Below are 24,963 nucleotides of genomic sequence, written 5' to 3' on the forward strand. Positions count from 1 at the left end.
ACGGCTCGATCACCGCCCACGACTCATCAGTCAGCTCATGACGACGCACCACGAACAAACCAACGATGCCGCCACTTTGCGGACACGACCTAGAGGCTCCTTCTCGGAGTGGGTTCCCTCAACGCCGCAGCAGGACCCTGCGTGTGGCGCGAGCGAGCCGGTGGGCCGGGCGCCGGGAGCGCGGCTCCGGGCCCGACCGCTCCAGCCACCACTCCCGTAGTTCCCGCCGCGCCTGCGCGTCCCCGGGCCGCCCGGCGGACAGCAGGTGCTCGGCGAAGGTGAGGGCGTCGCGTCGGTAGCCGTCGGTCATGGGGTGGGTCTGGGCGTACCCGAGGAAGGCGGTGCGGTAGTCCTCCCCGAGGATCACCGGCAGCTCGGGCGCGACCTTCCCTACAACATCCGCCCGCTTCGCGGCGAGCGCCCGCGCCTGCACGCCGACCCGCACCCGGTCGAACCCCTCGGGCACGGGCGTCCCCGCGACCAGCGCGGACAGCAACGCGGCCTGCGCGAGCCCCACCCGCTCACGCGCACCGGGGTGGGGCAGGTCGAAGGCGCCCCGTGTCGCCCCGACCGCCCCGGTCTCATCGCCCCGCTGCGGGGCATCGGCGTGCAGCCGGCGTCCGGCGCTCAGGGCCCCTTCTCCCTGGCGCTCGGCGTCGGCGAGCGCCGGGCTTTCGGCTGCCTGGGCCTCTCGGGCCGTCCGTCCGATACCGGCTGCCGTGAGTGCCCCCTGGGCTCGCCCGGACGCCTCGGTTTCCCCGGGTGTGTCGCCGTTCCCGGTTCCGACCGTCTCTGCCTCCGCCCGCCGGGTGGCCGCGGCGCCCGCCTCCAGGAGCTGTGTCTTCACGCGCTCGACCGCGCCTGCCTCCAGCGCGCGCCGGATCGCGCCCAGCTCCCGCTCCAGTTCCGCCGGTTCCGGGAAGTTCTCGTCGCGTTCCAGGAGGACGCCCGGTGGACAGACGCGGGAGGCGAGGTCGGTGAGGATGTCGAGGACCGGGCGGGGGACGGGGTGGGCGTGGCTGTCGTGCCAGACGCCGTCGCGTTCGAAGCCGCCCGCGACATGGACGTAGGCGATGGCCTCCAGGGGCAGCTCGGCGAGGGCCTTGGCCGGGTCCTCGCCGCGGTTGACGTGGTTGGTGTGCAGGTTGGCCACGTCGATGAGGAGACGGACGCCGGTGCGGTCGGCCAGTTCGTACAGGAACTGGCCCTCCGTCATCTCCTCGCCCGGCCAGGAGATCAGCGCGGCGATGTTCTCGACGGCCAGCGGCACGGGCAGTGACTCCTGCGCGATGCGGACGTTCTCGCACAGGACGTCGAGGGCGTCCCGGGTCCGGGGCACGGGCAGCAGATGGCCCGCCTCCAGGCGCGGGGACGCCGTCAGCGCACCGCCCGCCCGTACGAACGCGATGTGCTCGGTGACCAGCGGCGAGCCGAGCGTCTCCACCCGCTCGGCCAGCGCGGCGAGCCGCCCTTCGTCGGGCCGCTCCGCGCCCCCGAGGCCCAGCGAGACGCCGTGCGGCACCACGGCGATGCCGCGCTCGCGCAGCCGCTCCAGCGACTCGGGCAGATGCCCGGGGCAGACGTTCTCGGCCACGGCCTCGACCCAGTCGATCCCCGGCATCCGCTCCACGGCGTCCGCGATCTCCGGTCGCCACCCGATGCCCGTCCCCAGTCGCTCCATTCGTCCCCCTCCTCCGCACGGCCCGTTCCTCGAACGTGAGGGGGGTATGGCCCAGCCGCCCGGCCCCGAACCCTGCCGCGGACGCCTTCAGAGGAACATTTGAGGTTCACCGACGGAGGCACCGGGCTCGCGCCGCCCCCTGATACGCCGTAGACCGGAACTGTGCCCGAAGGCAGCGAGCAGCCGCAGCGCCCCGCGCGTGGGCGTGAGCCGGATCCCGGGGCGGCCGGTGTCCGCCGGCTGCGGATCGGGGCCGGAGCCCTGCTCGTGGCGGGCGGCACGGCCTACTTCCTGTTGCCGCTCGAAGGGCTCGGCGCCGACCGCCCCTGGCTGGGCTGGCCGCTGTTCGTGCTGTGCCTGACGCTCGTGGCCGCGCTGCTGCTGCGTCATGTGCGCGACGTGGTGCTGGAGAAGCCGCAGGCACGGTCGGGCCTCATGATCTCGCTGCTGATGTGCCTGGCCGTACTGGTCTTCTCGTCCGGCTACTACGCCCTCGCCCAGCAGCCGGGCCAGTTCGTCGGTCTGCGCACCAGGGTCGACGCGCTGTACTTCACCGTCGTCACGCTCGCGACCGTCGGCTACGGCGACATCACGCCGAGCGGACAGGAGGCCCGCATGGTGACCGTCCTGCAGATCCTGTACACGTTCGTCTTCCTCACCGCGGCGGCCACCGCGCTGACCCGTCGGCTGCACACGGTGGTCGCCGACCGGGACCGGCGTCCGCCGCCGAACTGACCCGGCCGGTGCCTACGCCGTGCTTGAGGCGCGGTAGTTGAACACCGACCACAGCACGAACAGACCGGTCACGATCATGATGATCGACCAGAACGGCTGGTACGGCAGCCAGATGAAGTTCGCGATCAGCGCCAGCCCGACCACGCCCGCGCCGACGACCCGCGCCCAGGTGGCCCCGGTGAACAGGCCGAACCCGGCCAGCACCACGAGCACCCCGACGACCAGGTGGATCCAGCCCCACGCGGTCAGGTCGAACGCGAAGACGTAATCGCCGAAGCTCGTGTACACCTCGTCGTTCGCGATCGCCGCGATGCCCTGGAACACCGCGAAGAGGCCGTAGACGACCATCAGAGTGCCGCCGAGGGTGAGCCCCCCTGCCGCCCAGGAATCGGCGTCGCTGCCGGAGCCGCCGGGCGTCCGGTCGGGGGCGGGCGGAGTGGGAGGGTGCGCTGCACTGGTCATGACTGCCTCCTGGGTCGGGTCGACTCGTCATCCCACTGGAGCACCCGCCCGCGACCGGCGCGTCCGCGGCTGCGCCGAACGGGTGGACGTCCCGCGGCCCCGTCAGGGACGTCAGGGACTCGGCCGGAGGGTCCGGCGGACCGCGTCCCGGAGCCAGCGGTGCGCTCCGTCGGCGGCGTGGCGGGGGTGCCAGGCGATGCCGATGACCAGGGGCGGCAGCGGCACGGGGATGTCGAGCAGGCCGAGTCCGAGCGCGGTGGCGGCCTCGGTCAGGGGTGACGGCTGGGCGCCGGGCAGCGCGGCGGGGACGAGGCAGACGACGTCGCCGCGGGCGGCGAGGTGCAGCGCGGCCAGGTGGCTGGGGAGCACGGCGGTGACCCGCCGGCGGAGGTTCCGCTCGGCCAGGGCGGTGTCGAGGGGCCCGGTGAACCGGCCGCGGCGGCTGACCACCACGTGCTCGGCGGCGGCGAGCCGGTCCGGGGTCAGGGTGTCCCGGGTGAGGGGATGACCGTCCCGGACCGCCGCCACCATCCGCAGCCTGACCAGTTCCTCGACCTGGGTCTCGGGATCGACGTGGTCGATCGATCCGATCTCCAGGTCGATCCGGCCGTCGCGGAGGGCCGGCCCGGCCTCCAGTTCCTCGGCGCGCAGCCGCAACGAGACGCCCGGTGCCTCCTCCCGGGCCAGGTCCAGCAGCCCGGGGGCCAGCGCCGCGGCCACCAGGTCGGAGGCCTGGAGGGCGAAGGTGCCGCGCAGGGTGGCGGGGTCGGCCTCGGAGCCGGGGCCGAGCAGTGCCCCGAGGCGGCGCACCACCGCGGCGGCCTCGTCACGCAGCGCCTGGGCCCGGGGGGTGGGGACCATGGCCTGCCCCGCCCGGACCAGCAGGGGGTCCTGGAGGAGACGGCGGAGACGGGCGAGGGTGCGGCTCATGGCCGCGGGGGAGGTGTGCAGGCGTTCGGCGGCGCGGGTGACGCTCTGCTCGTCGAGCAGGGCGTGCAGGGCCACGGCGAGATTCGCGTCGACGACCGGATCCGTGCTGTTCACCAGAGTAATTCCGTTCCAGGCAATGATCCCTTGCTGAAGTTCCCATTGTGGCAACGGTGTTGGGCTCCGGAGGATGAGGAACGTCAGCCGCTCGACGACCCACCGAAGGAGCCACGATGTCCACCGAGGAAACCACTGTGCCCGTGACGGCTTTCATGCTCGTCAAGACCACACCCGAATGGCTCGCCATGACCCCCCAGGAGCGCGTGAACGCCTTCGCCACCGAGGTCGTCCCCGTGGTCGAGGCCAGGACCAAGGGCGTCCGGTCGCGCTTCTACGACACGGAGTTCTACTCCGCGCGCGTCACCGACGTCTGGGTCTGGGAGGCGGACGACCACCACGCCTACCAGCTCCTCGTCGACGCCCTGCGGGAGACGCTCTTCTGGGACCGCTGGTTCGAGGTCGTCGACCTCCTCGTCGGCACCGAGAACGGCTACGCGCGCACCTACGGCGTCGACGCCGTGACCACCATCACGACCTGACGCGCGCCGCCCTACGGCCGTCCCTCGCGCGCGAGGGCACGGATCCGGTCGACCCCCTCCACCGCGAAGGTGGCACCGGGGGCGATCTCCGTGAACCCCGCGTCCCGGACCACCGGCAGCCCGCTGTCCGTCAGTTCCGGCCAGCGGGCCGCGGCGGCCGTCCGTACGGCGAGCGGGAAGCCCGCGTCATGCCAGGCGGCCCGCTCCTCGTCGGTCAGTTCCCACCAGGCCAGCTGGGCGGCGTGGCCCGCCTGGGCCATCGCCTTGCCGGCCGTCATGCCGAGGTGCGGGTTCACCCACAGCACGGCGGCGGCCGGGTCCGCGTCCACCGGCGGCTCCGGGTCGTCCAGGTCGGTGCCGGAGACCTGGAGCCGAGCCAGGTCCTTGGGCCAGCCGTCCAGCGGGACCGGCGGGAAGACCCGCACCTGGGCCGACTCGCCGGTGACCGTGATGCCGGGCAGCGCCTCGGCCCGCCGCCACTCGGCCCCGCGCGCCCGCCGCACCACCTTGCGGATCCGGGCGTCCTGCCAGTCCCGCATGGCCTGGGCCCACTCGCCGTCGCCGGCCGACCGCTCGTCGCCCAGGATCGTCAGCACGGCCAGCGCGGCCGTCTCGAGCGCGTCCGTACGCGCCGGCGGTTCCGCCCGCTCGATCCGCACGACCAGCGGAAGCACGAACTGCGGTGCCGTGTCGCGCGCCGAGGGCTCGGACCGGAAGGGGCTGTCACTGACGGGCGTCGGGTGTTCGTTCACGAAGCCCAGTCTGCCAGCCGCAAGATCGTGCAGGATGGGCCCATGCGACCCGACCTGTCCCTGGAGAACGCGGGCCGCCGCTACGGCCTGCGCGGCCCCTGGGTGCTGCGTGGCGTCGACCTGACGGTGGCCCCGGGCCGGCTTGTCCGCGTCGAAGGCGCCAACGGCACGGGTAAGTCCACCCTCCTGCGCCTGCTCGCCGGTATCGACGCTCCCAGCGAAGGCCGGATCACCGGCCGGCCGCGCACGGCCTACGTCCCCGAGCGGTTCCCGCCGGCCCTGCCCTTCACCGCCGTCGGCTACCTCACCCACCTCGGCACCGTGCACGGCCTGTCCCGCACGACTGCCGCACGGGCCGCCGGTGAGTGGCTGGAGCGCCTCGGAGCCGCCGCCTACGCCGATACGCCGATGGCCCGGCTGTCCAAGGGGAGCAGCCAGAAGGTCGCGGTCGCCCAGGCCCTGCTGGCGGAGCCGGAGCTGCTGGTGCTGGACGAGGCGTGGACCGGTCTGGACACCGATGCCCGCGCCGAGTTGGAGCGTGCGGTCGCCGCGCGCACGGCGGCGGGTGGATCCGTGGTGTTCGTCGACCACGATCCGCGCCGCCTCACGGGTCTGCCCGACGCGACGTACGCCGTGCGCGACGGGAGCCTTGTTCCGTGCGAGGTGCCGGGACCCCGGCCGTCCGGACCGCGCGTCACCGTCGAGGCGCAGGGCCCGCCGGACGGTCGGCTTCCCGACGACGTGCGGCGGACCGCCGCCTTTGCCGAGGAGACCGGGCCGGGCCGCTACCGCCTGACCGTTCCCGCCCCGCACTCCGACATCCTGCTCCGCGCCCTGCTCTCGGCCCGGCCTCCCTGGCACGTGGTGCGCGTGGCTCCGCAACCGGATGCCCCCGGGAGCAGCCGATGACCGCCCTCATGCGCTACCACGCCGCCCTGCTGCTGCGCTCGCAGCGCTGGCTGCCGCCGTTCCTGCTGTACGCCGCCTTCCTCGCCATCAGCGTCCGGGCCGGACAGCCGGTGCTCGACTCGCTCGGCTACTCCGCCGCCGCGCTGCTGCCCGTCGCGGCCTGGCTGGCGCGGATCTGCGTCACGGGCGAGCCGGAGCCCGCTCGCGGCTGCGTGGCGGCGGCCGCCGGGCCCGCCCGGGCCCATGTGGCCTGCCTGTTGGTGGCGCTGGCCGGCGCGGCGGCACTCGGCTCGGTCACGACCCTTCTCGTGACACTGCTCAGCGACCCGGTCGCCTCGGACCACCGCACCCGGGTGCCGCTCGCCCCCGCCTGCGGTGCCGGGCTGCTCGCCGCCCTGGCCTGCGCCCTGCTCGGCACGGCCGTCGGCGCGCTCACGAGTCGGCCGCTGCTGCGGTCGCGAGGCCGTGCCGTCCTGGCGCTGCTGCTCGCGGCGCTGTTGTCCCTGGTGGCCACCGGCTCCCCGGCGCAGGCGGCGGTGCAGGGCCTGGTGGCCGGCTCCCGGTCGGGCACCGTCCCGCTCCCGCTGCTGCCCCTGACCGCAGCGGCCCTGGTCACGGCAGCGGCGCTGGCCCTGGCCGGTGCGCTCGCCTCCCGTCGATCACCCTGAGCAGGCCGTGCGCTGTGCCTCCTGCCACTCGCAGACCGGGCAGAGCGTGATGCCCTTGTACGACTCCGGGTACTCCGTGGGCTCGCGGCACAGCACGCACTCGGCGTACGGCGGGCCCTCCGCGAGGGGTGGCCTGGCCGAGGCGATCAAGCAGTAGTCGTCCTCGCTCATACCTCCAGCGTAGGCCGGTCAGGGCCGCTCGCCCACGGCCCCGAGCAGGTCGGACACCTTCACGAACCGGAAGCCCCTGCGGCGCAGCTCGGGCACGATCGTCCGCACGGCCCGTTCGGTCGCCGGGGCGGCGCTGCGGGTGCAGTGCAGGACGACCACCGAGCCGGGCCGCACCCCGTCCAGCACCTGCCGGACGATCACGTCCGGGTCCGTTTCGAAGGCGTCACCGCCGACCACGTCCCACTGCACGGCGGTCACCCCGGTCGGGGCCAGGGCCTTCAGGGCCCGGCGGTCGTAACAGCCGCCGGGGAAGCGGAAGTACGGCATCGGATTCCGTACGCCGGCCTTCCGGAACGCGGCGTAGGCCCGCTCCACATCCGACCGCTTCCGCTCCTCGGGCACGGTCGGGAGGTCGTAGCAGTCCGGTGTGTAGGCGTAGTGGCTGTAGGAGTGGTTGGCGACCTCGAAGAGCGGGTCCCGGCCGATGGAGCGGGCCTGGTCGGGGTACTGCTCGGCCCAGCGGCCGGTCATGAACACCGTGGCCCGCACCTTCAGCGCGCGCAGCGTCGAGATCAGCCGCGGGTGGTCGAACCGCTCGCCCGCCGCCGCCCGCGCCCCCTGCCCGGCGGTCATGTCGGCGTCGAAGGTGAGCGCGACGGTCCGGCCGCGGGTGCGGGGGCCGTGCTCGAAGACGGGAGTGAGGCCGGCCGGACCGGGGGCGAGGGTGGGGGGCCTCGGCGGTGGTGCGGGTACCGGAGTGGTGACCGCCCGCGGGGGATGGGTGGTGGTACCGCAGGCGGCGAGGGCCGTGCTCAGGGCGCACATGACGGTGGCACGGCGGAGAAGGGCGATCACCGTATGAAGATATGGGCGGAAGCGTGCCCTTATGCGTGACGACCGCGGGTGTCACCCGGCCGTCAGATGTCCCGCTGCTCCAGCGGCTTCGTTGCCGGGCCCTGGATCACCTTGCCGTCCGTGTCGAAGCGGGAGCCGTGGCAGGGGCACTCCCAGGCGCGCTCGGCCCCGTTGAAGGCGACCAGGCAGCCCAGGTGGGTGCAGCGGGCGGAGACGGCGTGCAGGCTGCCGTCGTCGTCCCGGTAGACCGCGAGGCGGTGGCCGTCGGCGCGCACCACGGCGCCCTCGCCGGGCGGCAGGGCCTCCACGGGCGGCACCGGCCGCAGCCGGTCGCCCACGAAGTGGCCGGCGACCTTGGCCTGCGTCCTGAGGAACGACGGGGCCTCACGCACGGCGGGCCTCAGCCGGCGCGGGTCGTACAGCCCGCGCCACTCGCACTCCTCGCCCGTGATCCGCGCGGTGAGCAGACGGCCCGCCATCATGCCGCCGCTCATGCCCCAGCCGCCGAAGCCGGTGGCCACGTACGTGTGCCGCGCACCCGGGTGCAGCGGGCCGACCATCGGCACGGTGTCGGTGGGGTCGATGTCCTGGGTGGCCCAGCGGTGGGTGACGTCCAGGTCCGGGAAGTGGTCCCGGGCCCAGGCGGTGAGGTGTTCGAAGCGGGCCCGCGGGTCGCCGGTGCCCGGTGTGAAGTGCTCGCCGGTGACCACGAGCAGCCGCCGATCGCCCTCGTACGGTGCCGTGCGCACCGAGCGGATGCCCTCGTCGGGCGTGATGAACATGCCGTCCGGGTCCCGGTCCGCGGGGATCGTCCCGGCCACGACCAGCTCGCGGCGCGGCGACAGCCGGGCGAACAGCAGAGCCCGGTCGAAGATCGGGTAGTGCGTCGCGACGACGACGTCCCGGGCCCTGACCGTCGCCCCGGTCGTGGTCGACAGCCGGCACGGCTCGCCCTCGTCCAGGCCGAGGACGGCGGTGTCCTCGTGGATCCGCCCGCCGCGTCCGGTCAGGTCGGAGGCGAGTGCCAGCAGGTACTTGCGCGGGTGGAACTGGGCCTGCCCGGTGACCCGGACCGCGCCCGCCACCGGGAAGGGCAGCCCGGTCTCCGTCACGAACGAGGCGGGCAGTCCGGCCTCGGCGGCCGCCCGTGCCTCGGCGCGCAGCTCGTCCACCCGGCCCGCGTCGCACGCGTAGGTGTAGGCGCTCCGGCTCTCCCACTCGCAGTCGATGCCGAGTTCCTCCACGATCCCGGCCGCGCGCTCGATCGCCTCGGACTGGGAGCGGGCGTACAGCCGCGCGCCCTCGGGGCCGCGGGTGCGCCGCAGTTTGTCGTAGACGAGCGTGTGCAGGGCGGTGACCTTGGCGGTGGTGTGCCCGGTGACCCCGGCCGCGACCCGCCCGGCCTCCAGCACCGCCACGCTCCGTCCGGCCCGCGTCAGCTCCCACGCCGTGCACAGTCCGGCGATCCCGGCGCCGATCACCGCCACGTCGACGTCGAGGTCCTCGGCCAGGGCCGGGTGACGGCCGTCCGGTGCCGTCTGAAGCCAGTACGAGCTGCTGACCTGCTCCTTCTCGCGCATGGGTCGCCGAGTACCCCCGAGGGTCCGCTTCAACGGGCGGGCGTGTCGTTTTACAGGACGGGGCAGCGGAGCTAACGTACAACCAAATGGTTGTAGATGAGTTGGGTGACGAGACGGTGGACCGGCTGTTCCACGCCCTGGCCGACACCACGCGCCGGGACATACTGCGCCGCTGCGTGCGCGGGGAGCTGTCGGTGTCGCGGCTGGCCGCGTCCTACCCGATGAGCTTCGCGGCGGTGCAGAAGCACGTCGCCGTGCTGGAGCGGGCGGGCCTCGTCACCAAGCAGCGCAGCGGACGGGAGCAGCTCGTGTGCACGGACCCCGAAGCGGTGGGCCGCGCACGCCAGGCCCTCGACGAACTCGAGTCGGCATGGCGCGGGCGCGTGGACCGGATGGCCCGGCTGCTCGCCGAGGACCCCGGAACGGACGAGAACGACGAGAACGACGAGAACGACGAGAACGACGCCACGGAAGGACCCCGGAGATGAGTGTCACCAGTGTCGACAAGGACCTCGACCACCTCACCCTCACCCTGATCGCCGACTTCGCCGCCCCCGTCGAGCGGGTCTGGCGGCTGTGGGCCGACCCCCGGCAGCTGGAGCGGTGGTGGGGACCGCCGACCTACCCGGCGACCGTCGAGCAGCACGATCTGACCGCGGGCGGGGAGGTCGCGTACTTCATGACCGGCCCGGAGGGCGACCGGCACCGCGGCTGGTGGCGGATCACCTCGGTCACCGCGCCCACGGCCCTGGAGTTCACGGACGGCTTCGCCGACGACGACGGAAAGCCCAAGGACGACATGCCGACCATCTCCGTGCGGGTGACCCTCACCGAGCACGGCGGCGGCACCCGCATGGAGATGCGTTCCCTCTTCGACTCCCGTGAGCAGATGGAGCAGCTGGTCACCATGGGCATGGAGGAGGGCCTGAAGGAGGCCGTCGGCCAGATCGACGCCCTGCTCGCCGCCTGACCGGCCCGCCCTTGCCACCGGTGCCCATGCCCTGGAGGGCCGGCGGGACTCGGCGCCCGTCGCCCGCGGCGCCGGGTTCGGCACCCGGCGCCCCGGTGCGGAGCGCGGTCCCGGCTACCGGCGCCAGGGGCCCGTCACCGCGAACGTGGTGCCGGGTGTGTAGCAGTTGACGTACATCGTGTCGCCGTCGGGAGAGAAGGTCACTCCGGCGAACTCACCCCACTCGGGCTTCTCGGGGGTGCCGATGTTCTGCCGGCCGCGGGCCATCGCGTACACCTCGCCGCGCCGGGTCACGCCGTAGACGTGCTGGGCGCCGTTGCCGTCCTCGCAGACCATGAGGCCGCCGCTGGGCGCCAGGCAGATGTTGTCCGGTGAGTCTCCCGGCAGCTGGATGTCGCTGTCCGGACCGAAGACGATCACCAGGGTCAGCCGGCGGCGCTCGGGGTCGTAGCGCCAGACCTGCCCGTAGTGGTCGGCCGTCGAACCGTCCGAGCGGTGGGCGAAGGACGACACGAAGTACACCGAACGGCCGCCCCAGTAGCAGCCCTCCAGCTTCTGCGCGTGGGTGATGCCCCCGCGGCCGAAGTCCTGGAAGCGGATCGGCGTCTGCGCGGCCAGCGGATCCGGTACGTCCACCCACTCGATGCCGTCGAACTCGGCGCCGATCTCCTGGATCGTGGACAGATCGGGTACGCCGGGCACCCGCATGGCCTGCAGCCGGCCGCCCGCGCGCAGCGAACCCCGGCCGCCCAGCGGCTTCTTCGGCAGGAAGCGGTAGAAGAGGCCGAAGGGTTTGTCGAAGGCGTCCTCCGTCTCGTACACCACACCCCGCCGGGGGTCGACGGCGATCGCCTCGTGCGCGAAGCGGCCCATCGCGGTCAGCGGTACGGCTCCGGTGCGGTGCGGGTCGACCGGGTCGACCTCGAAGATGAAGCCGTGGTCCTTGGTGTAGCCGTTGGTGCCCGCCTTGTCCTCGGTCTCCTCGCAGGTCAGCCAGGTACCCCAAGGGGTGGGGCCGCCCGCGCAGTTCACGGCGGTGCCGGCGATCGCGACGCGTTCCGACAGGACGTGGTTGCGGGAGTCCAGCGTCAGGGCCGTACAGCCGCCCTTGCCCGCCGGGTCGTACGTGAGGCCCTCGACGGTGGGGACCGGGACCTTGCCGGTGGCGCGGTTCTCGTGATTGCGGACCAGGTGGACCCGGCCGCCCTTGCCCGCGAAGGCCGACATGCCGTCGTGGTTGGAGGGGACCTTGCCCTCACCCGACCGGAGCTGGTCTCCCTCGCGGGAGAGAACCCGGTAACGGAAGCCCTTCGGGAGGTCGAGCAGGCCCTTCGGGTCGGGGACGAGCGGGCCGTAGCCGTGGTGACCGAGACTCTGTGCGGCCGCGGTGTCGGTGAAGAGTTCGGACAGGGCGCCGGAGAATCCGATCCCGATGCCCAGGGCGCCCGTTCCGGCGAGCACCTGACGACGCGTGGTGGTGAAACGACCGGTTTCGGTCATGGGGGAGCCTTCCTGCTGGCGGACAGGAACTGTGATCCCGCTGTGTCTATCACCTGGTGCGGGCCTCGTGAACCACGCGCGTAGCGCGGGTCACTGCTCCACCGCCCGCCGCAGCGCTTCCATGGCCTGTTCCGTCTTGTCGAGGGGGTGCTCCGCCTCCTCGAGGGCATGCTCCGCGGGTGCCTGTGGCTGTGCCTGTGTCTGTTCGGGTGTCTGTTCCCGTGTCTGGGGCCGGCGGTCCTCCTCACGGCCTCGTTCCAGGAACCGCAGCAGCTCCACCGGGATGGGCAGCACCAGCGTGGAGTTCTTCTCCGCCGCCACGGCCATCACGGTCTGGAGCAGCCGGAGCTGGAGCGCGGACGGCGTGTCGGCCATCTGGTGCGCGGCCTGGGCCAGCTTCTTCGAGGCCTGGTACTCGGCGTCCGCGTTGATCAGACGGGCCCGCCGTTCCCGGTCGGCCTCGGCCTGGCGGGCCATGGAGCGCTTCATCGTGTCCGGCAGGGACACGTCCTTGATCTCCACCCGGTCGATGGTCACGCCCCACTCCACGGCCGGGCTGTCGATCATCAGCTCCAAGCCTTGGTTGAGCTTCTCCCGGTTGGACAGCAGATCGTCCAGCTCGCTCTTGCCGATGATCGAGCGCAGGGAGGTCTGCGCCATCTGGGAGACGGCGAAGCGGTAGTCCTCGACGTTCACGATCGCGGCCGCCGGGTCCACGACCTTGAAGTACACCACCGCGTCGACCCGCACGGTGACGTTGTCGCGGGTGATGCCCTCCTGGGCGGGGATGGGCATGGTCACGATCTGCAGGTTGACCTTCCGCATCCGGTCCACCGCGGGAATGATCATGGTGAACCCGGGCCGCCGCACGTCCCCGTGCACACGCCCGAGCCGGAAGACGAGCCCGCGCTCGTACTGCTTGACGATCCGCGCCGCCGCGGCCAGATACACGAGGCCACCGGCGCAGACCGCCGCCACCGCCCCCATCAGCTCCTCGACCATGCCGACCTCCCCGTCCAGAGGTCCGATTTCGTATGCTTCTGTAACGATATGCCGGGATTAGGGTTCTAGGCCATGCCCCCAGGCCCGCGAAGGACATGCGGCCCTGCGACGGACATGCGGCCTGCGACGGACATGGGAACGGCCCGGGGCGCGCTGGGGGGCGCGTCCCGGGCCGGGGTGTCGGTGTCGCGGCGGGCCGCTAGGCCACCGTCACCTTCTCGCCCTCTTTCGACTGCTCGGAGTCCAGCTCGGGCTCCGTGACCTTCACCGGCTCCGTGCCCGTCGCGCTGTGGCGCTCTGCCCAGTTCTCCAGGGCCGTGCGGCAGGCGTGGTCGAGGTGGTGCAGACCCGACAGGTCCAGCTCGACCGGGCGGTCCTGCGGCAGGCTCTCCAGGCTGTCCAGGATCTTCGGCAGCCGCAGGAACGTCGCGTTGCCCGACAGGTACGCCTGGATGGGGCCGGCGCCCTTGTCGATGACCTCGAGCTTGATGTGCGAGGCCTCCCAGGCGGTCTTGACGACCGACAGGGCCAGACCGATCAGGACACCCTCGAACATGTTCACCGCGACGATCGACACTGCGGTGACGACCAGGATGACCGCCTCGCCCCGGTGCTCACGCCACAGCGGCACGATCTTGCGGAACGGGATGAGCTTGAAGCCCGCGTGGACCAGGATGCCGGCGAGCGCGGGCAGCGGGATCAGGGCCAGCGTGGCCGGCAGGAGCGCCGCGAAGAGGAGCAGCCACACGCCGTGCATCACCCGGGAGGCCTTGGTCCTGGCGCCCGCGCTGACGTTGGCCGAGCTGCGGACGATGACCGCGGTCATCGGCAGCGCGCCGAGCACGCCGCAGAGCGTGTTGCCCGCGCCCTGCGCCATGAGCTCCTTGTCGTACTGGGTGCGCGGCCCGTCGTGCAGCCGGTCCACCGCGGCGGCGCTGAAGAGGCTCTCGGCGGAGGCGATCAGGGTGAAGGCGATGATCGTGCCGATGATGCCGACGCCCACGCCGCCCAAGGTGTCGAGGCCGGGAGGCTGGATGGAGTCCAGCAGACCCTTCACCTCGACGGTGGCGACCGGCAGGTTGAACGCGGCGGTGGCCGCGATCGCCAGGATCACCGCGGCGAGCGCGCCCGGAACGGCCTGCGCCTGCTTCGGGAGCTTCTTCCACAGCACCATCACCGCGATGGTGGCCGCGCCGAGCACCAGGGAGGTGAGTGCCTTGGTGCTGCCGAGCGCGTCGACAGCGGCCCCGGGCAGGCCCAGGATCTTGTCTATGCCGGAGGCGGGCGCCTTGAGTCCGGCCATCGAATACAGCTGACCGGCGATGAGCACCAGACCGATTCCGGCCAGCATGCCCTCGACGACCGAGACGGAAATCGCGCGGAACCAGCGGCCCAGCTTCAGCGCGCCCATGATGAGCTGCAGCAGACCGGCGGCCAGCACGATGATGCCGAGCGCTGGCAGCCCGTAGGTGTCGACCGCCTCGTAGACCAGCACGGTCAGACCGGCGGCCGGACCGGACACCTGGAGGCTGCTGCCCGGCAGGAATCCGGTGACGAGGCCGCCCACGATGCCGGTGACCAGGCCGAGTTCGGCCGGGACACCGGAGGCGACGGCCACGCCCACGCACAGCGGGAGCGCGACCAGGAACACGACGAGCGAGGCGGTGAAGTCCTGCCTCAGATAGGGGAACTTGGTCATGGCGCCCCTCACAGCTTCTCGAAGGAGTCGGTGTCCGCGCGGTGGTTGCGCACGGTCCCGGTGTGCACTTCGTAGAACCAGGCGTGCAGCCGGAGCCGGCCGTCCGTCAGACGGCTCTCCACGCTCGGGTACGCGCGCAGCCGCTCCACCTGGGCGAGCACGTGGTTCTGCACGGCTTCGGTGACCGTCTTGTCGGCCGGGTCCGCGCACTTGGGCTCGTCGCAGGCGTGCGCGAGCCAGTCCCGCACAGCGGGTACGCCGGTGAGGTCGTCGCCCCGCACCACCGCGCCGACGGCGCCGCAGTGCGAGTGGCCGCAGACCACGATCTCCTTGACGCCGAGGACTTCCACGGCGTACTCGATCGTGGCCGCCTCGGAGGTGGGGTGTCCGAGGGTGTAGGGGGGAACTACGTTGCCCGCCGTGCGCAGCTCGAAGAGCTCGCCGGGCCGGGCGCCCGTGATCAGGGCCGGGACGACCCTGGAGTCGGAGCAGGTGATGAACAGGACGTCGGGGGACTGGCCCTCGGCGAGGCGGGCGAACTCCTCAGGGCGCTGTCCGTGCGTGCGGGCGTTGTCGATGAGGGGTTGCATGAGTGTGGTGACTCCTCCTGGCGCGCGATGGGGACGCGTCGGACGGGCATGACAGAGGTGGGGGGGGCGGAACGACTCTGTTCCTCAGCAGCGGAAGACCTGAAGCGCTGCCGGTGTGTGCGACGTCGAGGATCTCGACGCGCGATGGTGCGCGGCGCCGGCTCTGACCTGGTCCTGTGCTGCCGGCTGGATGTGCCGCAGCCGGGCCCGCTCCGGCGCGCAGGGCGCGGAGTCGGCGTGGTGGAACCGGTCGCGGGTCCGCAGGGGACCGGTCGGGTCCCCGAGGTGTCCGGCGCGGCAGTCGGCGATCTCGTCGCGCAGCGCCTTCCCGGAGAGGATTCCGGGGCGCGCGGCATGGCCGGAGGGCTCAGCTCCGGGCTGGGCCTTGGCCACTGCTTTACGGGGTGTGTGCGCGGATGCGAAGGGCGCCGTCGGTGCGAAGAACTGAAGGGCGAGCAGGGCGGCGGCGAGGAGCGAAACCACGGTCCGTGCCGTCGTACCTCGGTACATGCGCCCCCCTTCAGCTCTTCATACGTCTAGCGCTGACCAACACTTGGTCAATGACTGGTCAAGAAACACGTTAACCCTGCAAAGTCATTTGCAGGGTTAACTTAACGTTTCAAGCTGAAGAGAGCCTGAAAACCGTGGGTGGGTTGGCTTGAACCACCCCTTGGCGGCACGGTAGTTGGCGCGGTATTGGGGTTGTGGTTACCGGGAGTTCGCCAGCCTGCCCGCGTCGCGGGCCAGGGCGGTGAGCCGGGAGATGGCCCGGAAGTACTTCTTGCGGTAGCCCCCGTTCAGCATCTCCTCGCTGAAGAGCTGGTCGAAGGGCAGGCCGCTGGCCATCACGGGCACTTCGCGGTCGTAGAGCCGGTCCGCCAGGACGACGAGCCTGAGGGCCGTCGACTGGTCGGGAACCGGCCGCACGCCGGTGAGGCACACCGCCCCGATTCCGTCGGTCAGCGCGCCGTACCGGCTGGGGTGGACGCGGGCGAGGTGCTCCAGGAGGGGCGAGAACGCGTCGAGCGAGGCGCCCTCGGTGGCGTGCGCCGTCTCGGTCACCTGTTCGTCGGAGTATGGCGGCGGTGCCTCGGGCAGACCGCGGTGGCGGTAGTCCTCGCCGTCGATGCGCAGGGCGCGGAAGTGGGCCGACAGGCCCTGGATCTCCCGCAGGAAGTCGGCCGAGGCGAACCGGCCCTCACCGAGCTTGCCGGGCAGCGTGTTGGAGGTGGCGGCGAGCGCCACGCCCGCGTCGACGAGCTTGCCGAGGAGGGTGGAGACCAGGACGGTGTCGCCCGGGTCGTCGAGCTCGAACTCGTCGATGCACAGCAGGCGGTGGCCTGACAGCGTCTGCACGGTCTTCTGGAACCCGAGGGCGCCGACCAGGTTGGTCAGCTCCACGAAGGTGCCGAACGCCTTGAGCTCGGGCTCGGCCGGGGTGGCGTGCCACAGGGAGGCCAGCAGGTGGGTCTTGCCGACGCCGTAGCCACCGTCGAGGTAGACGCCGCGCGGGCCGGCCGGGGCCTTCTTCGGCGCCTTGCCGAAACCGAACAGCCGCCGCTTGCCGGAACCGCCCGCTCCTCGGTCGAGGCCTGCCGCGAAGCTCTCCAGGACCTGGACGGCCTCGGTCTGGCTGGGCTGGTTCGGGTCGGGGATGTACGTACCGAAGCGCACCGAGTCGAACCGCGGCGGCGGCACCATCTCGGCGACCAGCCGGTCCGCGGGAACGTGCGGCTCACGAGCGCACAGGGACAGCGGAGCCGCGTCGGCTATCGGGCCGGTACCGGAGGGGGCGGGAGAGGAGGACACGGTTCACCATGCTACGGCGCGTGGAACACTGCACGGCATGCGACGTCTGTTCCCTGTGACCGATGAAACAGCAGCTCCGGCCCCGGGTGGGGCGTCCGGTGGGGAGGGGGCCGGGCGGGAGTGGTCTCTGGCCGAGCTGGCGGCCGCGTACGCCTATCCCGAGCCGCACGCCGGGGGGCCGCTGCCGTGGCTGCGCGCCAACATGGTGTCCACGCTGGACGGGGCCGCCCAGCACGACGGCCGTTCGCAGCCCATCTCCAACCCGACCGACATGCGGATCTTCGGCACGCTGCGGGCGCTGGCGGACGTGGTCGTCGTGGGCGCGGAAACGGTCCGCCAGGAGGGGTACCGGCCGGCCCGCGCGCGTGCCGAGTTCGCGGCGATGCGGGAGGCGGTCGGGCAGGCCCCCGCCCCCGTGATCGCGGTCGTCACCGCCAGCCTCGACCTGGACTTCTCGCTCCCGCTGTTCACCTCCCCCCTGGTGCCCACCCTGGTCCTCACGGGAGCCGCGGCCGCCGCGGACCGCGTCGCCACCGCCGAGAAAGCGGGCGCGCGCGTGGTGACCGCCGGGGACGGCCTCGGCGTGGACCCCGCCCGTGCCGTCCAGGCCCTCGCCGAGCTGGGCCACACCCGGCTGCTCACCGAGGGCGGGCCGCGGCTGCTGGGGCAGCTGGTGGCGGCCGGCGTGCTCGACGAGCTCTGTCTGACCGTCTCCCCGATGCTCACGGCCGGCGACGCCCAGCGCATCGCCGGAGGGCCCGCCATCACGGTCCCGCGGCGCTTCTCGCTGCTGTCGATGCTGGAGGAGGACGGCTTCCTGTTCACGAGGTACGGGCGGTCCTGACGTACTGAACCGCGCGGCGCGGGGTAGAGGCGGGCAGGAAGCCGGACGGTCAGTACGTTCGGAATATGCCGTTCTGTTTGGATTCCGAAGGGCACACTGGATCCGGCAGTTCCCGTGCGAACACGGGGCAGGATGGTTTCCGCAAGGATGAGAAGGGGCGCCTGGTGTTCACAAGCGTATTGATGATCGAGAAGGCCCTGACCTCCGCCGACGTGGAGTTCGTCACCACGTTGCACGGGGAGGAGCCGGTCTCCTTCCAGGTGCTGCTCCAGCCGCGCGGCGAGCAGGCGGACCGTCTGCTGCGGGCCATCGACGACGTCGCGCTCGGCGAACTCGACGATGCCGTGCGCGAGGGGGAGACGCCGGAGGGCGAGGAGGCGCTGAGCGTCGGGCAGCGGGCACTGGAGGTGTCCCTCGCGGCGCTGCGGACGTCCGGGAGCGGGGCGGAGGGGCGGCTGATCGAGGATCATCCGCTGGACGCGCTGAAGTCACTGGTGGAGGAGGTCGGCGCGGATGAGGTCATCGTGCTGACCGACCCCCACTACGTGGAGGAGTTCTTCCACCGGGACTGGGCGTCGCGGGCCCGGCACAAGGTGGGGGTGCCGGTGCTGAAGCTGTTCTCGCACAGCAAGGCGTAGGGCCGGGTTGTTGTGCTTTTGCCGGGTGCGGGTTGTGTCGGGTTGCTCGCGCGGTTCCCCGCGCCCCTGAGGCTGACACAGCACTCCCCGCTCCTGAAATAGGCTGGGGCCGCTAGCCCTCGTCACTCGAACTTGGAGACATGCATGGCACCCGGCCTTCCCACCGCCATGGACCGACCGCACTTCATCGGGATCGGTGGGGCCGGGATGTCGGGTATCGCGAAGATCCTCGCGCAGCGCGGGGCCGTCGTGGCGGGCAGTGACGCGAGGGAGTCGGCGACGGCCGAGGCGCTGCGGGCGCTGGGTGTGACGGTGCACATCGGGCACGCCGCCGAACACCTGGCCGACGACGCCAGCTGTGTGGTCGTGTCGTCGGCGATCCGGCAGGACAACCCGGAGCTGGCCCGCGCGGCCGAGCTCGGCATCCCCGTCGTGCACCGCTCCGACGCGCTCGCCGCCCTGATGGAGGGCCTGCGGCCGATCGCGGTCGCCGGTACGCACGGCAAGACGACCACGACCTCGATGCTCGCGGTGTCGCTGAGCGCGCTCGGCCTGACGCCGTCGTACGCGATCGGCGGGGACCTGGACGCGCCCGGCTCCAACGCGCTGCACGGCGACGGCGAGATCTTCGTCGCCGAGGCGGACGAGTCGGACCGCAGCTTCCACAAGTACGCGCCCGAGGTCGCGATCGTCCTCAACGTCGAGCTGGACCACCACGCCAACTACGCCTCGATGGACGAGATCTACGAGTCGTTCGAGACGTTCGTGGACCGGATCACCGAGGGCGGCACGCTGGTGATCGCGGCCGACCACGAGGGCGCCCGGGAGCTGACCCGCCGGGTCGCGGAGCGCGGTGTGCGGGTGGTGACCTACGGCGAGTCCGAGGACGCCGGCGTGCGCATCCTGTCGGTGGTGCCGCAGGGGCTGAAGAGCGAGGTCACCGTGGTGCTGGAAGGCGAGACGCTGACCTTCGCGGTCTCCGTCCCCGGCCGGCACTACGCGCACAACGCGGTGGCCGCGCTGGCGGCGGGCGTCGCCCTCGGGATCCCGGCGGCCGAGCTGGCCCCGGCGATCGCCGCCTACACGGGCGTGAAACGGCGGCTCCAGCTGAAGGGCGAGGCCGCGGGCGTCCAGGTCATCGACTCCTACGCGCACCACCCCACCGAGATGACGGCAGACCTGGAGGCCATGCGCGCGGCGGCGGGCGAGGCCCGGATCCTGGTCGTCTTCCAGCCGCACCTCTTCTCGCGGACGCAGGAGCTGGGCAAGGAGATGGGCCAGTCCCTGGGCCTCGCGGACGCCTCGGTAGTGCTGGACATCTACCCGGCCCGCGAGGACCCGATCCCCGGCGTCACCAGCGAGCTGATCATCGAGGCGGCCCGGGCGGCGGGCGCCGACGTCACGCCGGTGCACGACAAGGCGGACGTGCCCTCGGTCGTCGCGGGAATGGCGAAGCCCGGTGATCTCGTTCTCACCATGGGAGCGGGCGACGTCACCGACCTCGGCCCGCACATCCTGGACCGTCTGTCGAACTGAGGGGCTGGAGGCTCATGCCGTACGACGTCGAGAAGCCGGACGAGCAGTGGCGCACGGAACTGACCCCGGGCGAGTACGCGGTCCTGCGCCAGGCGGCAACCGAGCCCGCCTTCACCGGTGAGTACACCGACACCAAGACCGAGGGCGTCTACTCCTGCCGTGCCTGCGGTGCGGAGCTGTTCACCTCGGACACGAAGTTCGAGTCCCACTGCGGCTGGCCGTCCTTCTTCGACCCGAGGGACACCGACGCGGTGGAACTGATCGAGGACCGGACCCACGGCATGGTGCGCACCGAGGTGCGCTGTGCGCGCTGCGGCTCGCACCTCGGGCACGTGTTCGAGGGTGAGGGGTATCCCACGCCCACGGACCAGCGCTACTGCATCAACAGCATCGCGCTGCGCCTGACCCCCGCCGAGGGCTGAGACGGCCCTCAGCGGATCCGGCACTCCTTCTGTGTGAGCCGCTTCGTGTTCCCCGCGGTGCGGCTGCACACCACCCGTGTCTCGGAGCTGGCGTCGTCGGCGCGGCGGACCTCCTTGAGGACGATGCTGTGGCCGGTGCGGTCGCCGTACAGCGGGGCACGGGTGAAGTCGATGGTGCCGGTGGCCATGCCCTCGATCTTGACGTTGCGCAGGTTCACCCAGGTCGAGGCGCGGCTCTGGGGCCGGTCGTCCCGGGTGGCCGCCCAGTACAGGGCGCGGGTCGCGTCGTGTGCCAGGGCGGTCTGGCCGCTGGCAAGGGCGGGGCTGTCGTAGCGCAGGTTCCCGTCCCGCAGTCCCGGCAGGTGTGCGGACGCGTCCAGGTAGAAGGTCGTCGTGGTGGCGGCCGTCCGCAGCTCGGCCAGGGCCGAGTGGTACAGCGTGACCTTCGGCGCGACGGACTGTCCGCCGGCGGTGAAGTCGGCCTTGGACAGGTCGTCGCCGGTGAGAATGGCCAGGGGCGTTCCGGCGCAGCCCGGCTCGGTGCCCAGCTGGGTCATCAGGGGATCGATGTCCTCCACCCGGCCGGCGAAGTAGATCACCGACGGGACCCGGCCGCCCCGGCAGATCTCCTGGGCGTGCGAGCGGAGTTCCGGCTTGCCGCCGCTGAGGGTGTAGCGGCGCTGGTCGAGCGGGGTGAAGCCCTGCCGTCCGAGCATGTCCTGGCCGTAGCGCGCCTGTTCGTCGGTGTAGAGGTCGTCGGTCTTCGCCGTGTCACGGGCCAGGACCAGGGAGTACTGCCGCCGGCCCGGAGTGCGCAACTGGGCCGCGATCAGGCCGAGTTGCTCGGTCTGCCACTGGTCCGTGGCGGCCAGGCTGAACCAGTTGGCGTACTCGCGGGGCAGATAGGTGGCGGAGTTCGTGCCGGAGACGATGGGCAGCCCGGCCTCCATCAGCGTGCGGGTCGTCGCCCTGCTCGACTTCAGGTCGCGGCCGGTGCCCACGACCCCCACCACGGTCGGGTCCTGGGCGGCGTACGCGGCGATCTGCTCGGCCATCTCCTTCTGGTGGCCGAGGTCCACGCCGCCGTTGGCGAGCAGGACCCGCAGTTTCACACTGGAGTTCTTGTTGATGACGGCCTGGGCCAGATACACGCCCGCCAGTTCCTCGGCGCCCTTCACGAGCGAGGAGCCGTCCGAGGGATCGGCGCTCAGCGGGCCGGCGTAGACGACGGTGACGTATTTGCCGGAGATGGGGGTCCCCCCGCTCGAGCGAAGCCGAGAGTGGGGGAGGGCGAGGACGTTCGCGTTCTGCCCGGCGATGCGGTCCTCCAGCTCGCCCACCGTCCAGGGCGTCGCATCGCCTGCCGTCAGGGCCTTGGGCTCGTCGCCGGGGTCGGGCGCGGGCAGCCAGTCGGCGAAGCGGACGCCGTCCGTCGCGATGCCGATGCATTCCGTGCCACCGCCGGGTGTCTCCTCGCGGCGGGTGTCCCGGTTGGCGGTCAGTACGGATGCCGAGCAGTACCTGTCGTGCAGGGCGTCGGCCCGCATGACGGTCCCGGCGGTCAGCAGGGCGATCACCAGGAGCAGGGTGTGCAGGGACCACACCAGCCGGGCGGGCGTGGGGCGGGTGGAGGCCCGTAGATGCCGGGTGCGTTCCTCGACGGGGCCGAGCTGGTCGTGCGGCAGCGGGATCCTCATCACCCAGGGCAGGACGGACCGCTCCCGGCTTGGCGACTGTTCGGCGCGCAGGTTGTGCGCCCACTCCCGGTGCCAGGTGCGCAGCCGCTCACCGAACCTGGGCGGTACGGCGGTGGGGGCGGGCGTCGCCGGAACCGCGCCGCGCTCCAGGCGTGGCACGTCCCGCGTGTGCACCGCGGCGACCACCACCAAGGGGTCGAGCTCACTGCGGCGGCTTCGGACGTCGCTGATGGCCCGGATCAGTTCTATGCCGCCGTTGCGGGCGTCCGCGTGGGGCAGGAACAGCATCGGCGGGCGCGGCCGTTTGAAGCCGCGCAGGTCCCAGCTCCAGCGGCGGTGGTTGTCCCGCAGGTCCTCGCGCAGAGCCAGCACGCAGAGCTGGAGGTGGAAGTCGCCGCCGGCGGTGAGTGCCTCCGCCACGTCGTACGCCCGGGCCGCGATCGCCTTCCAGGACCGCACCGGCCGCAGCAGTGAGACCTCGGTGGGATCCTCGTGGTCCGCCGCCCTGAGGAACGTCGTGGTCATGAACCAGCGGCTCTCCCGGCGCAGCCACAGGAAGATCGGCGCCCGCCCCGGCAGGGCGTAGTTGAGGACGGTCAGCAGCAGCAGGAAGACGAGACCGGCGCCCACCGCCACGTACCACTCGCTGCGGGCCATGAGCGCGGCGAGCACGGTCACGAGGCTCGCCGGGAGGATGTGGGCCATGTCGAACTGCGGCAGCCCCGAGCGCCAGCGCGCGGTGTTCCTCGGCCGCCAGCGCTGCTGGGCCAGTTGGTTCAGCAGCCGCTGCCGCTGGTCCTGACCGGCCTCGGGGCTGCCCGGCTCGGGCGCCGGCCAGGTGTCGCCGAGGGCCGCGACCGCGTCGTCGATGGCGTGCACCAGCCGCAGCCGCGGGAAGGCGTAGCGCCGGTAGACCGCCTTCGGGCCGCCCCACTTCTTCGGATCGCTCAGCGCCCGCACCATGGCCGCGGCCCGGCGTACCTCCGTGGGACCCTCGTAGGCGTCCTGCGCCACCGCGCAGCGCGTGCCGTGTGCCTCCTGGCCCGCGTAGAGCTGCCGGACCAGCCCGGTCACCGCGTCGTCGTCCGCGCTCTCCTCGGCGTGCACGACGAACACCGGCATGGGTGGCTCGGTGCTCGTGCGGAAGTCCTGGATGAGGATCTCGAGCTGATCCTGGAGGTGGAGCCCGGCGCCACGCTCCGGCATGCCGTCATGTCCCCCGGGACAGTCCGGCGGCGTGCGATCAGCGTTCACCATGGGCAATCCCCCGTTCGCCTTCGGTGACTTACGAGGCTAGCCGGTGTGGGTGGGGTGCGAGTGGGTGACGGAAGAACTTCCGGAACGTTTCGGCGGGGTCTGTTCCGATTCGCTGAATGGGCGATCCATCACTCTGTTGACATTTGGTTGAACGAGCCAGAGGATTCCCGGGGTGACCCACTCCGCGCATCTGCCCCCCGGCCTCGACGACGCCGCCCACCGCTGCCTCGTCGCCGGCTTCACCGGCACCACGACCGTGCCCGACACCCTCAAGCGGCTCGTCGACCGCGGCCTCGGCGGGGTCATCCTGTTCACCCGCAACGTCCGCGACGCGGAACAGGTGCGGCGGCTCACCGCGGAGCTGCGGGCCCTGCGGCCGGACCTGCTCGTGGGGATCGACAACGAGGGCGGCGGGATCGGGCACCTGGTGGGCGCGGACGCTCCCGAGGTGCCCGGCTCGTACGCGCTCGGAGTGGCCGACGATCCCCGGCTGACCGGCCGCTGCGCCGACGCCCTGGCCGGGCATCTGGCCTCGCTCGGCATCACGGTCTCCTACGCCCCGGTCGCCGACCTCCAGCACCATCCCCGCAACCCGATCGTGCGCACCCGGTCCTTCGGCGCCGAACCCGCCCTGGCCGCCCGGCATCTGCGGGCCTGGATCACCGCCACCGAGCGGCGGGGCGTCGCCTCCTGCGCCAAGCACTTCCCCGGGCACGGCGGCACCGAGACCGACAGTCACCACGGCATCGCCGTCGACCCGCGGTCGTACGACGAACTGCGGGCCGACTTCGAGCCCTTCCGGGCGGCCGTCGACGCGGGCGTTCCGATGATCATGAGTGCTCATGTCGTCTACCCGGCGCTGGACCCCGAGCGGCCCGCCACCCTGAGCCGCCGCATCCTGGGCGATCTGCTCCGCCACGAGCTGGACTTCGACGGGGTCCTGGTCAGCGACGCCCTGGAGATGAAGGCCATCGCCGACCGCTACGGCGAGGCCGCCGGGGCGCGGATCGCCCTCGCGGCCGGCGCCGACCAGGTCATCGTGGCCGTGCCGGACCTGGAGGTCACCCTGGCCTGCCGGGACGCGGTGCTCGGCGCGCTGCGCTCGGGCGTGCTGTCCGAGGAGCGGGTGCGGGAGGCGGCCGGGCGGGTGCGCCGCCTCGCCGTGCGGTACGCCGCTCCGGCCGCAGGCACCGTCGAGGGCTGGGGCGCGGGGGCCGGTCTCGAGGCCGCCCGCCGGGCCGTCCGCAGCCGGCCGCTGCCGCCGGGCGTGCGGGGCGCCCATGTCGTCGACCTGTTCCCGACGCCGCATCCCGCGCTCAACTGGGGCGGCGAGGACCTGCTGACGGAGGTGCGGGCCGTCGACCCCACGGCCACGGGCACCGCGGTCAGCGGAGAGCCCGCGGATCCGGCCCCCTTCGTCGAGGAGATCCTGCGCGCCTCCGGTGACGCACCTCTGGTCGTCGCCACCTGTGACGCCGGGCTCCACCCCTGGCAGGAACGGCTGCGCGCCGCCCTGCTGTCACAGCGGCCCGACGCCGTGCGGATCGACACCGGGCTGCCGGAGGGCGGCGCACTGTGCTCCTACGGGCGGGGGCGGGTGAATCTGCGGGCCGTCGCCGAGGCGCTGGCGGGCAGCATGGGCACCCCGGCCGTCTGAGGG

General features: G+C 72.4%; 25 protein-coding genes. 11 read left to right on the forward strand and 14 right to left on the reverse strand.

What is annotated here, in order from left to right; translation table 11 throughout:
• Positions 1–118: 118 nt before the first annotated feature.
• On the reverse strand, positions 119–1,681 hold the full coding sequence (locus tag ACFZBT_RS37500; protein WP_391113885.1) for a DUF692 family multinuclear iron-containing protein: 1,563 nt from the start codon (positions 1,679–1,681) through the stop codon (positions 119–121).
• A gap of 162 nt (positions 1,682–1,843) precedes the next feature.
• Here ACFZBT_RS37500 and ACFZBT_RS37505 point away from each other — a divergent pair, with 162 nt between their 5' ends.
• A complete protein-coding gene (locus ACFZBT_RS37505) occupies positions 1,844–2,416 on the forward strand; it encodes an ion channel (protein ID WP_391113888.1) in 573 nt (190 codons plus the stop codon).
• A gap of 12 nt (positions 2,417–2,428) precedes the next feature.
• On the opposite strand, the gene ACFZBT_RS37510 is transcribed toward ACFZBT_RS37505, so the two are convergent.
• The gene (locus tag ACFZBT_RS37510; RefSeq protein WP_391113890.1) at positions 2,429–2,878 is read right to left on the reverse strand and encodes a hypothetical protein; all 450 of its coding nucleotides are present in this window, start codon (positions 2,876–2,878) and stop codon (positions 2,429–2,431) included.
• A 111-nt stretch (positions 2,879–2,989) separates the two neighbouring features.
• A complete protein-coding gene (locus ACFZBT_RS37515; protein ID WP_391113893.1) occupies positions 2,990–3,922 on the reverse strand; it encodes a LysR substrate-binding domain-containing protein in 933 nt (310 codons plus the stop codon).
• Positions 3,923–4,038: 116 nt separating this feature from the next.
• Between ACFZBT_RS37515 and ACFZBT_RS37520 the strand changes: the two genes are divergently transcribed.
• A complete protein-coding gene (locus ACFZBT_RS37520; protein ID WP_391113896.1) occupies positions 4,039–4,404 on the forward strand; it encodes a darcynin family protein in 366 nt (121 codons plus the stop codon).
• A gap of 11 nt (positions 4,405–4,415) precedes the next feature.
• Here the strand turns inward: ACFZBT_RS37520 and ACFZBT_RS37525 are convergent, their stop codons facing one another.
• Entirely contained in the window at positions 4,416–5,156 is a 741-nt protein-coding gene (locus ACFZBT_RS37525) for a peptidyl-tRNA hydrolase (RefSeq protein WP_391113899.1), read from the reverse strand.
• 42 nt (positions 5,157–5,198) lie between these two features.
• Between ACFZBT_RS37525 and ACFZBT_RS37530 the strand changes: the two genes are divergently transcribed.
• Both ACFZBT_RS37530 and ACFZBT_RS37535 read left to right on the forward strand, forming a co-directional pair.
• Positions 5,199–6,065 carry an ATP-binding cassette domain-containing protein gene (locus ACFZBT_RS37530; protein WP_391113902.1) on the forward strand — a complete coding sequence of 289 codons (867 nt, stop codon included), beginning with the start codon at positions 5,199–5,201 and terminating at the stop codon, positions 6,063–6,065.
• Positions 6,062–6,733, forward strand: coding sequence for an ABC transporter (locus tag ACFZBT_RS37535; protein WP_391113905.1), 672 nt, complete (start codon positions 6,062–6,064; stop codon positions 6,731–6,733). The genes ACFZBT_RS37530 and ACFZBT_RS37535 overlap by 4 nt, the downstream gene beginning before the upstream one ends.
• Here the strand turns inward: ACFZBT_RS37535 and ACFZBT_RS37540 are convergent.
• From ACFZBT_RS37540 to ACFZBT_RS37550, 3 genes are all read right to left on the reverse strand, one after another.
• On the reverse strand, positions 6,725–6,904 hold the full coding sequence (locus ACFZBT_RS37540) for a hypothetical protein (protein WP_391113908.1): 180 nt from the start codon (positions 6,902–6,904) through the stop codon (positions 6,725–6,727). The genes ACFZBT_RS37535 and ACFZBT_RS37540 overlap by 9 nt on opposite strands.
• A gap of 18 nt (positions 6,905–6,922) precedes the next feature.
• Positions 6,923–7,759, reverse strand: coding sequence for a polysaccharide deacetylase family protein (locus tag ACFZBT_RS37545; protein WP_391113911.1), 837 nt, complete (start codon positions 7,757–7,759; stop codon positions 6,923–6,925).
• A gap of 62 nt (positions 7,760–7,821) precedes the next feature.
• The gene (locus tag ACFZBT_RS37550; RefSeq protein ID WP_391113914.1) at positions 7,822–9,339 is read right to left on the reverse strand and encodes an FAD-dependent oxidoreductase; all 1,518 of its coding nucleotides are present in this window, start codon (positions 9,337–9,339) and stop codon (positions 7,822–7,824) included.
• 86 nt (positions 9,340–9,425) lie between these two features.
• Here ACFZBT_RS37550 and ACFZBT_RS37555 point away from each other — a divergent pair, with 86 nt between their 5' ends.
• Together ACFZBT_RS37555 and ACFZBT_RS37560 are read left to right on the forward strand one after the other, a co-directional pair.
• Complete coding sequence (locus ACFZBT_RS37555; RefSeq protein ID WP_391113917.1) at positions 9,426–9,827, forward strand: metalloregulator ArsR/SmtB family transcription factor; 402 nt, start codon at positions 9,426–9,428, stop codon at positions 9,825–9,827.
• Positions 9,824–10,309, forward strand: coding sequence for an SRPBCC domain-containing protein (locus tag ACFZBT_RS37560; RefSeq protein ID WP_391113920.1), 486 nt, complete (start codon positions 9,824–9,826; stop codon positions 10,307–10,309). Before ACFZBT_RS37555 ends, ACFZBT_RS37560 begins: the two co-directional genes overlap by 4 nt.
• 114 nt (positions 10,310–10,423) lie before the next feature.
• On the opposite strand, the gene ACFZBT_RS37565 is transcribed toward ACFZBT_RS37560, so the two are convergent.
• The 6 genes from ACFZBT_RS37565 to zapE all read right to left on the reverse strand — a co-directional run bounded on the left by ACFZBT_RS37565 (position 10,424) and on the right by zapE (position 16,909).
• Positions 10,424–11,809, reverse strand: a complete 1,386-nt coding sequence (locus ACFZBT_RS37565; RefSeq protein ID WP_391113923.1) for an alkaline phosphatase PhoX — start codon at positions 11,807–11,809, stop codon at positions 10,424–10,426.
• Between the two features lie 90 nt (positions 11,810–11,899).
• Positions 11,900–12,811 (reverse strand): SPFH domain-containing protein, encoded by a 912-nt coding sequence (locus ACFZBT_RS37570; RefSeq protein WP_391113926.1) that lies wholly within the window; start codon positions 12,809–12,811, stop codon positions 11,900–11,902.
• Positions 12,812–13,010: 199 nt separating this feature from the next.
• Positions 13,011–14,510 (reverse strand): SulP family inorganic anion transporter, encoded by a 1,500-nt coding sequence (locus ACFZBT_RS37575; RefSeq protein WP_391113929.1) that lies wholly within the window; start codon positions 14,508–14,510, stop codon positions 13,011–13,013.
• An 8-nt stretch (positions 14,511–14,518) separates the two neighbouring features.
• The gene (locus ACFZBT_RS37580; protein ID WP_391113932.1) at positions 14,519–15,100 is read right to left on the reverse strand and encodes a carbonic anhydrase; all 582 of its coding nucleotides are present in this window, start codon (positions 15,098–15,100) and stop codon (positions 14,519–14,521) included.
• Between the two features lie 84 nt (positions 15,101–15,184).
• Positions 15,185–15,610, reverse strand: coding sequence for a hypothetical protein (locus tag ACFZBT_RS37585; protein ID WP_391113935.1), 426 nt, complete (start codon positions 15,608–15,610; stop codon positions 15,185–15,187).
• A 198-nt stretch (positions 15,611–15,808) separates the two neighbouring features.
• The gene (gene zapE / locus ACFZBT_RS37590; protein ID WP_391113938.1) at positions 15,809–16,909 is read right to left on the reverse strand and encodes a cell division protein ZapE; all 1,101 of its coding nucleotides are present in this window, start codon (positions 16,907–16,909) and stop codon (positions 15,809–15,811) included.
• 37 nt (positions 16,910–16,946) lie between these two features.
• On the opposite strand from zapE, the gene ACFZBT_RS37595 reads away from it, so the two are divergent.
• The 4 genes from ACFZBT_RS37595 to msrB all read left to right on the forward strand — a co-directional run bounded on the left by ACFZBT_RS37595 (position 16,947) and on the right by msrB (position 20,349).
• On the forward strand, positions 16,947–17,753 hold the full coding sequence (locus ACFZBT_RS37595) for a dihydrofolate reductase family protein (RefSeq protein WP_391113941.1): 807 nt from the start codon (positions 16,947–16,949) through the stop codon (positions 17,751–17,753).
• Positions 17,754–17,917: 164 nt separating this feature from the next.
• Positions 17,918–18,391 carry an indole-3-glycerol phosphate synthase gene (locus ACFZBT_RS37600; protein WP_391113944.1) on the forward strand — a complete coding sequence of 158 codons (474 nt, stop codon included), beginning with the start codon at positions 17,918–17,920 and terminating at the stop codon, positions 18,389–18,391.
• Positions 18,392–18,535: 144 nt separating this feature from the next.
• On the forward strand, positions 18,536–19,927 hold the full coding sequence (murC, locus tag ACFZBT_RS37605) for a UDP-N-acetylmuramate--L-alanine ligase (RefSeq protein WP_391113947.1): 1,392 nt from the start codon (positions 18,536–18,538) through the stop codon (positions 19,925–19,927).
• Positions 19,928–19,941: 14 nt separating this feature from the next.
• The gene (gene msrB / locus ACFZBT_RS37610; RefSeq protein WP_391113949.1) at positions 19,942–20,349 is read left to right on the forward strand and encodes a peptide-methionine (R)-S-oxide reductase MsrB; all 408 of its coding nucleotides are present in this window, start codon (positions 19,942–19,944) and stop codon (positions 20,347–20,349) included.
• Between the two features lie 8 nt (positions 20,350–20,357).
• Here msrB and ACFZBT_RS37615 read toward each other — a convergent pair whose 3' ends face one another.
• Positions 20,358–23,252: an ABC transporter substrate-binding protein gene (locus ACFZBT_RS37615; protein WP_391113952.1), complete on the reverse strand. Its 2,895-nt coding sequence runs from the start codon at positions 23,250–23,252 to the stop codon at positions 20,358–20,360.
• A 223-nt stretch (positions 23,253–23,475) separates the two neighbouring features.
• Between ACFZBT_RS37615 and ACFZBT_RS37620 the strand changes: the two genes are divergently transcribed.
• Positions 23,476–24,960 (forward strand): glycoside hydrolase family 3 N-terminal domain-containing protein, encoded by a 1,485-nt coding sequence (locus tag ACFZBT_RS37620; RefSeq protein ID WP_391113955.1) that lies wholly within the window; start codon positions 23,476–23,478, stop codon positions 24,958–24,960.
• Positions 24,961–24,963: the final 3 nt, after the last annotated feature.

Source organism: Streptomyces sp. NPDC008137, from assembly GCF_042957035.1.
Classification (GTDB): Bacteria; Actinomycetota; Actinomycetes; order Streptomycetales; family Streptomycetaceae; genus Streptomyces.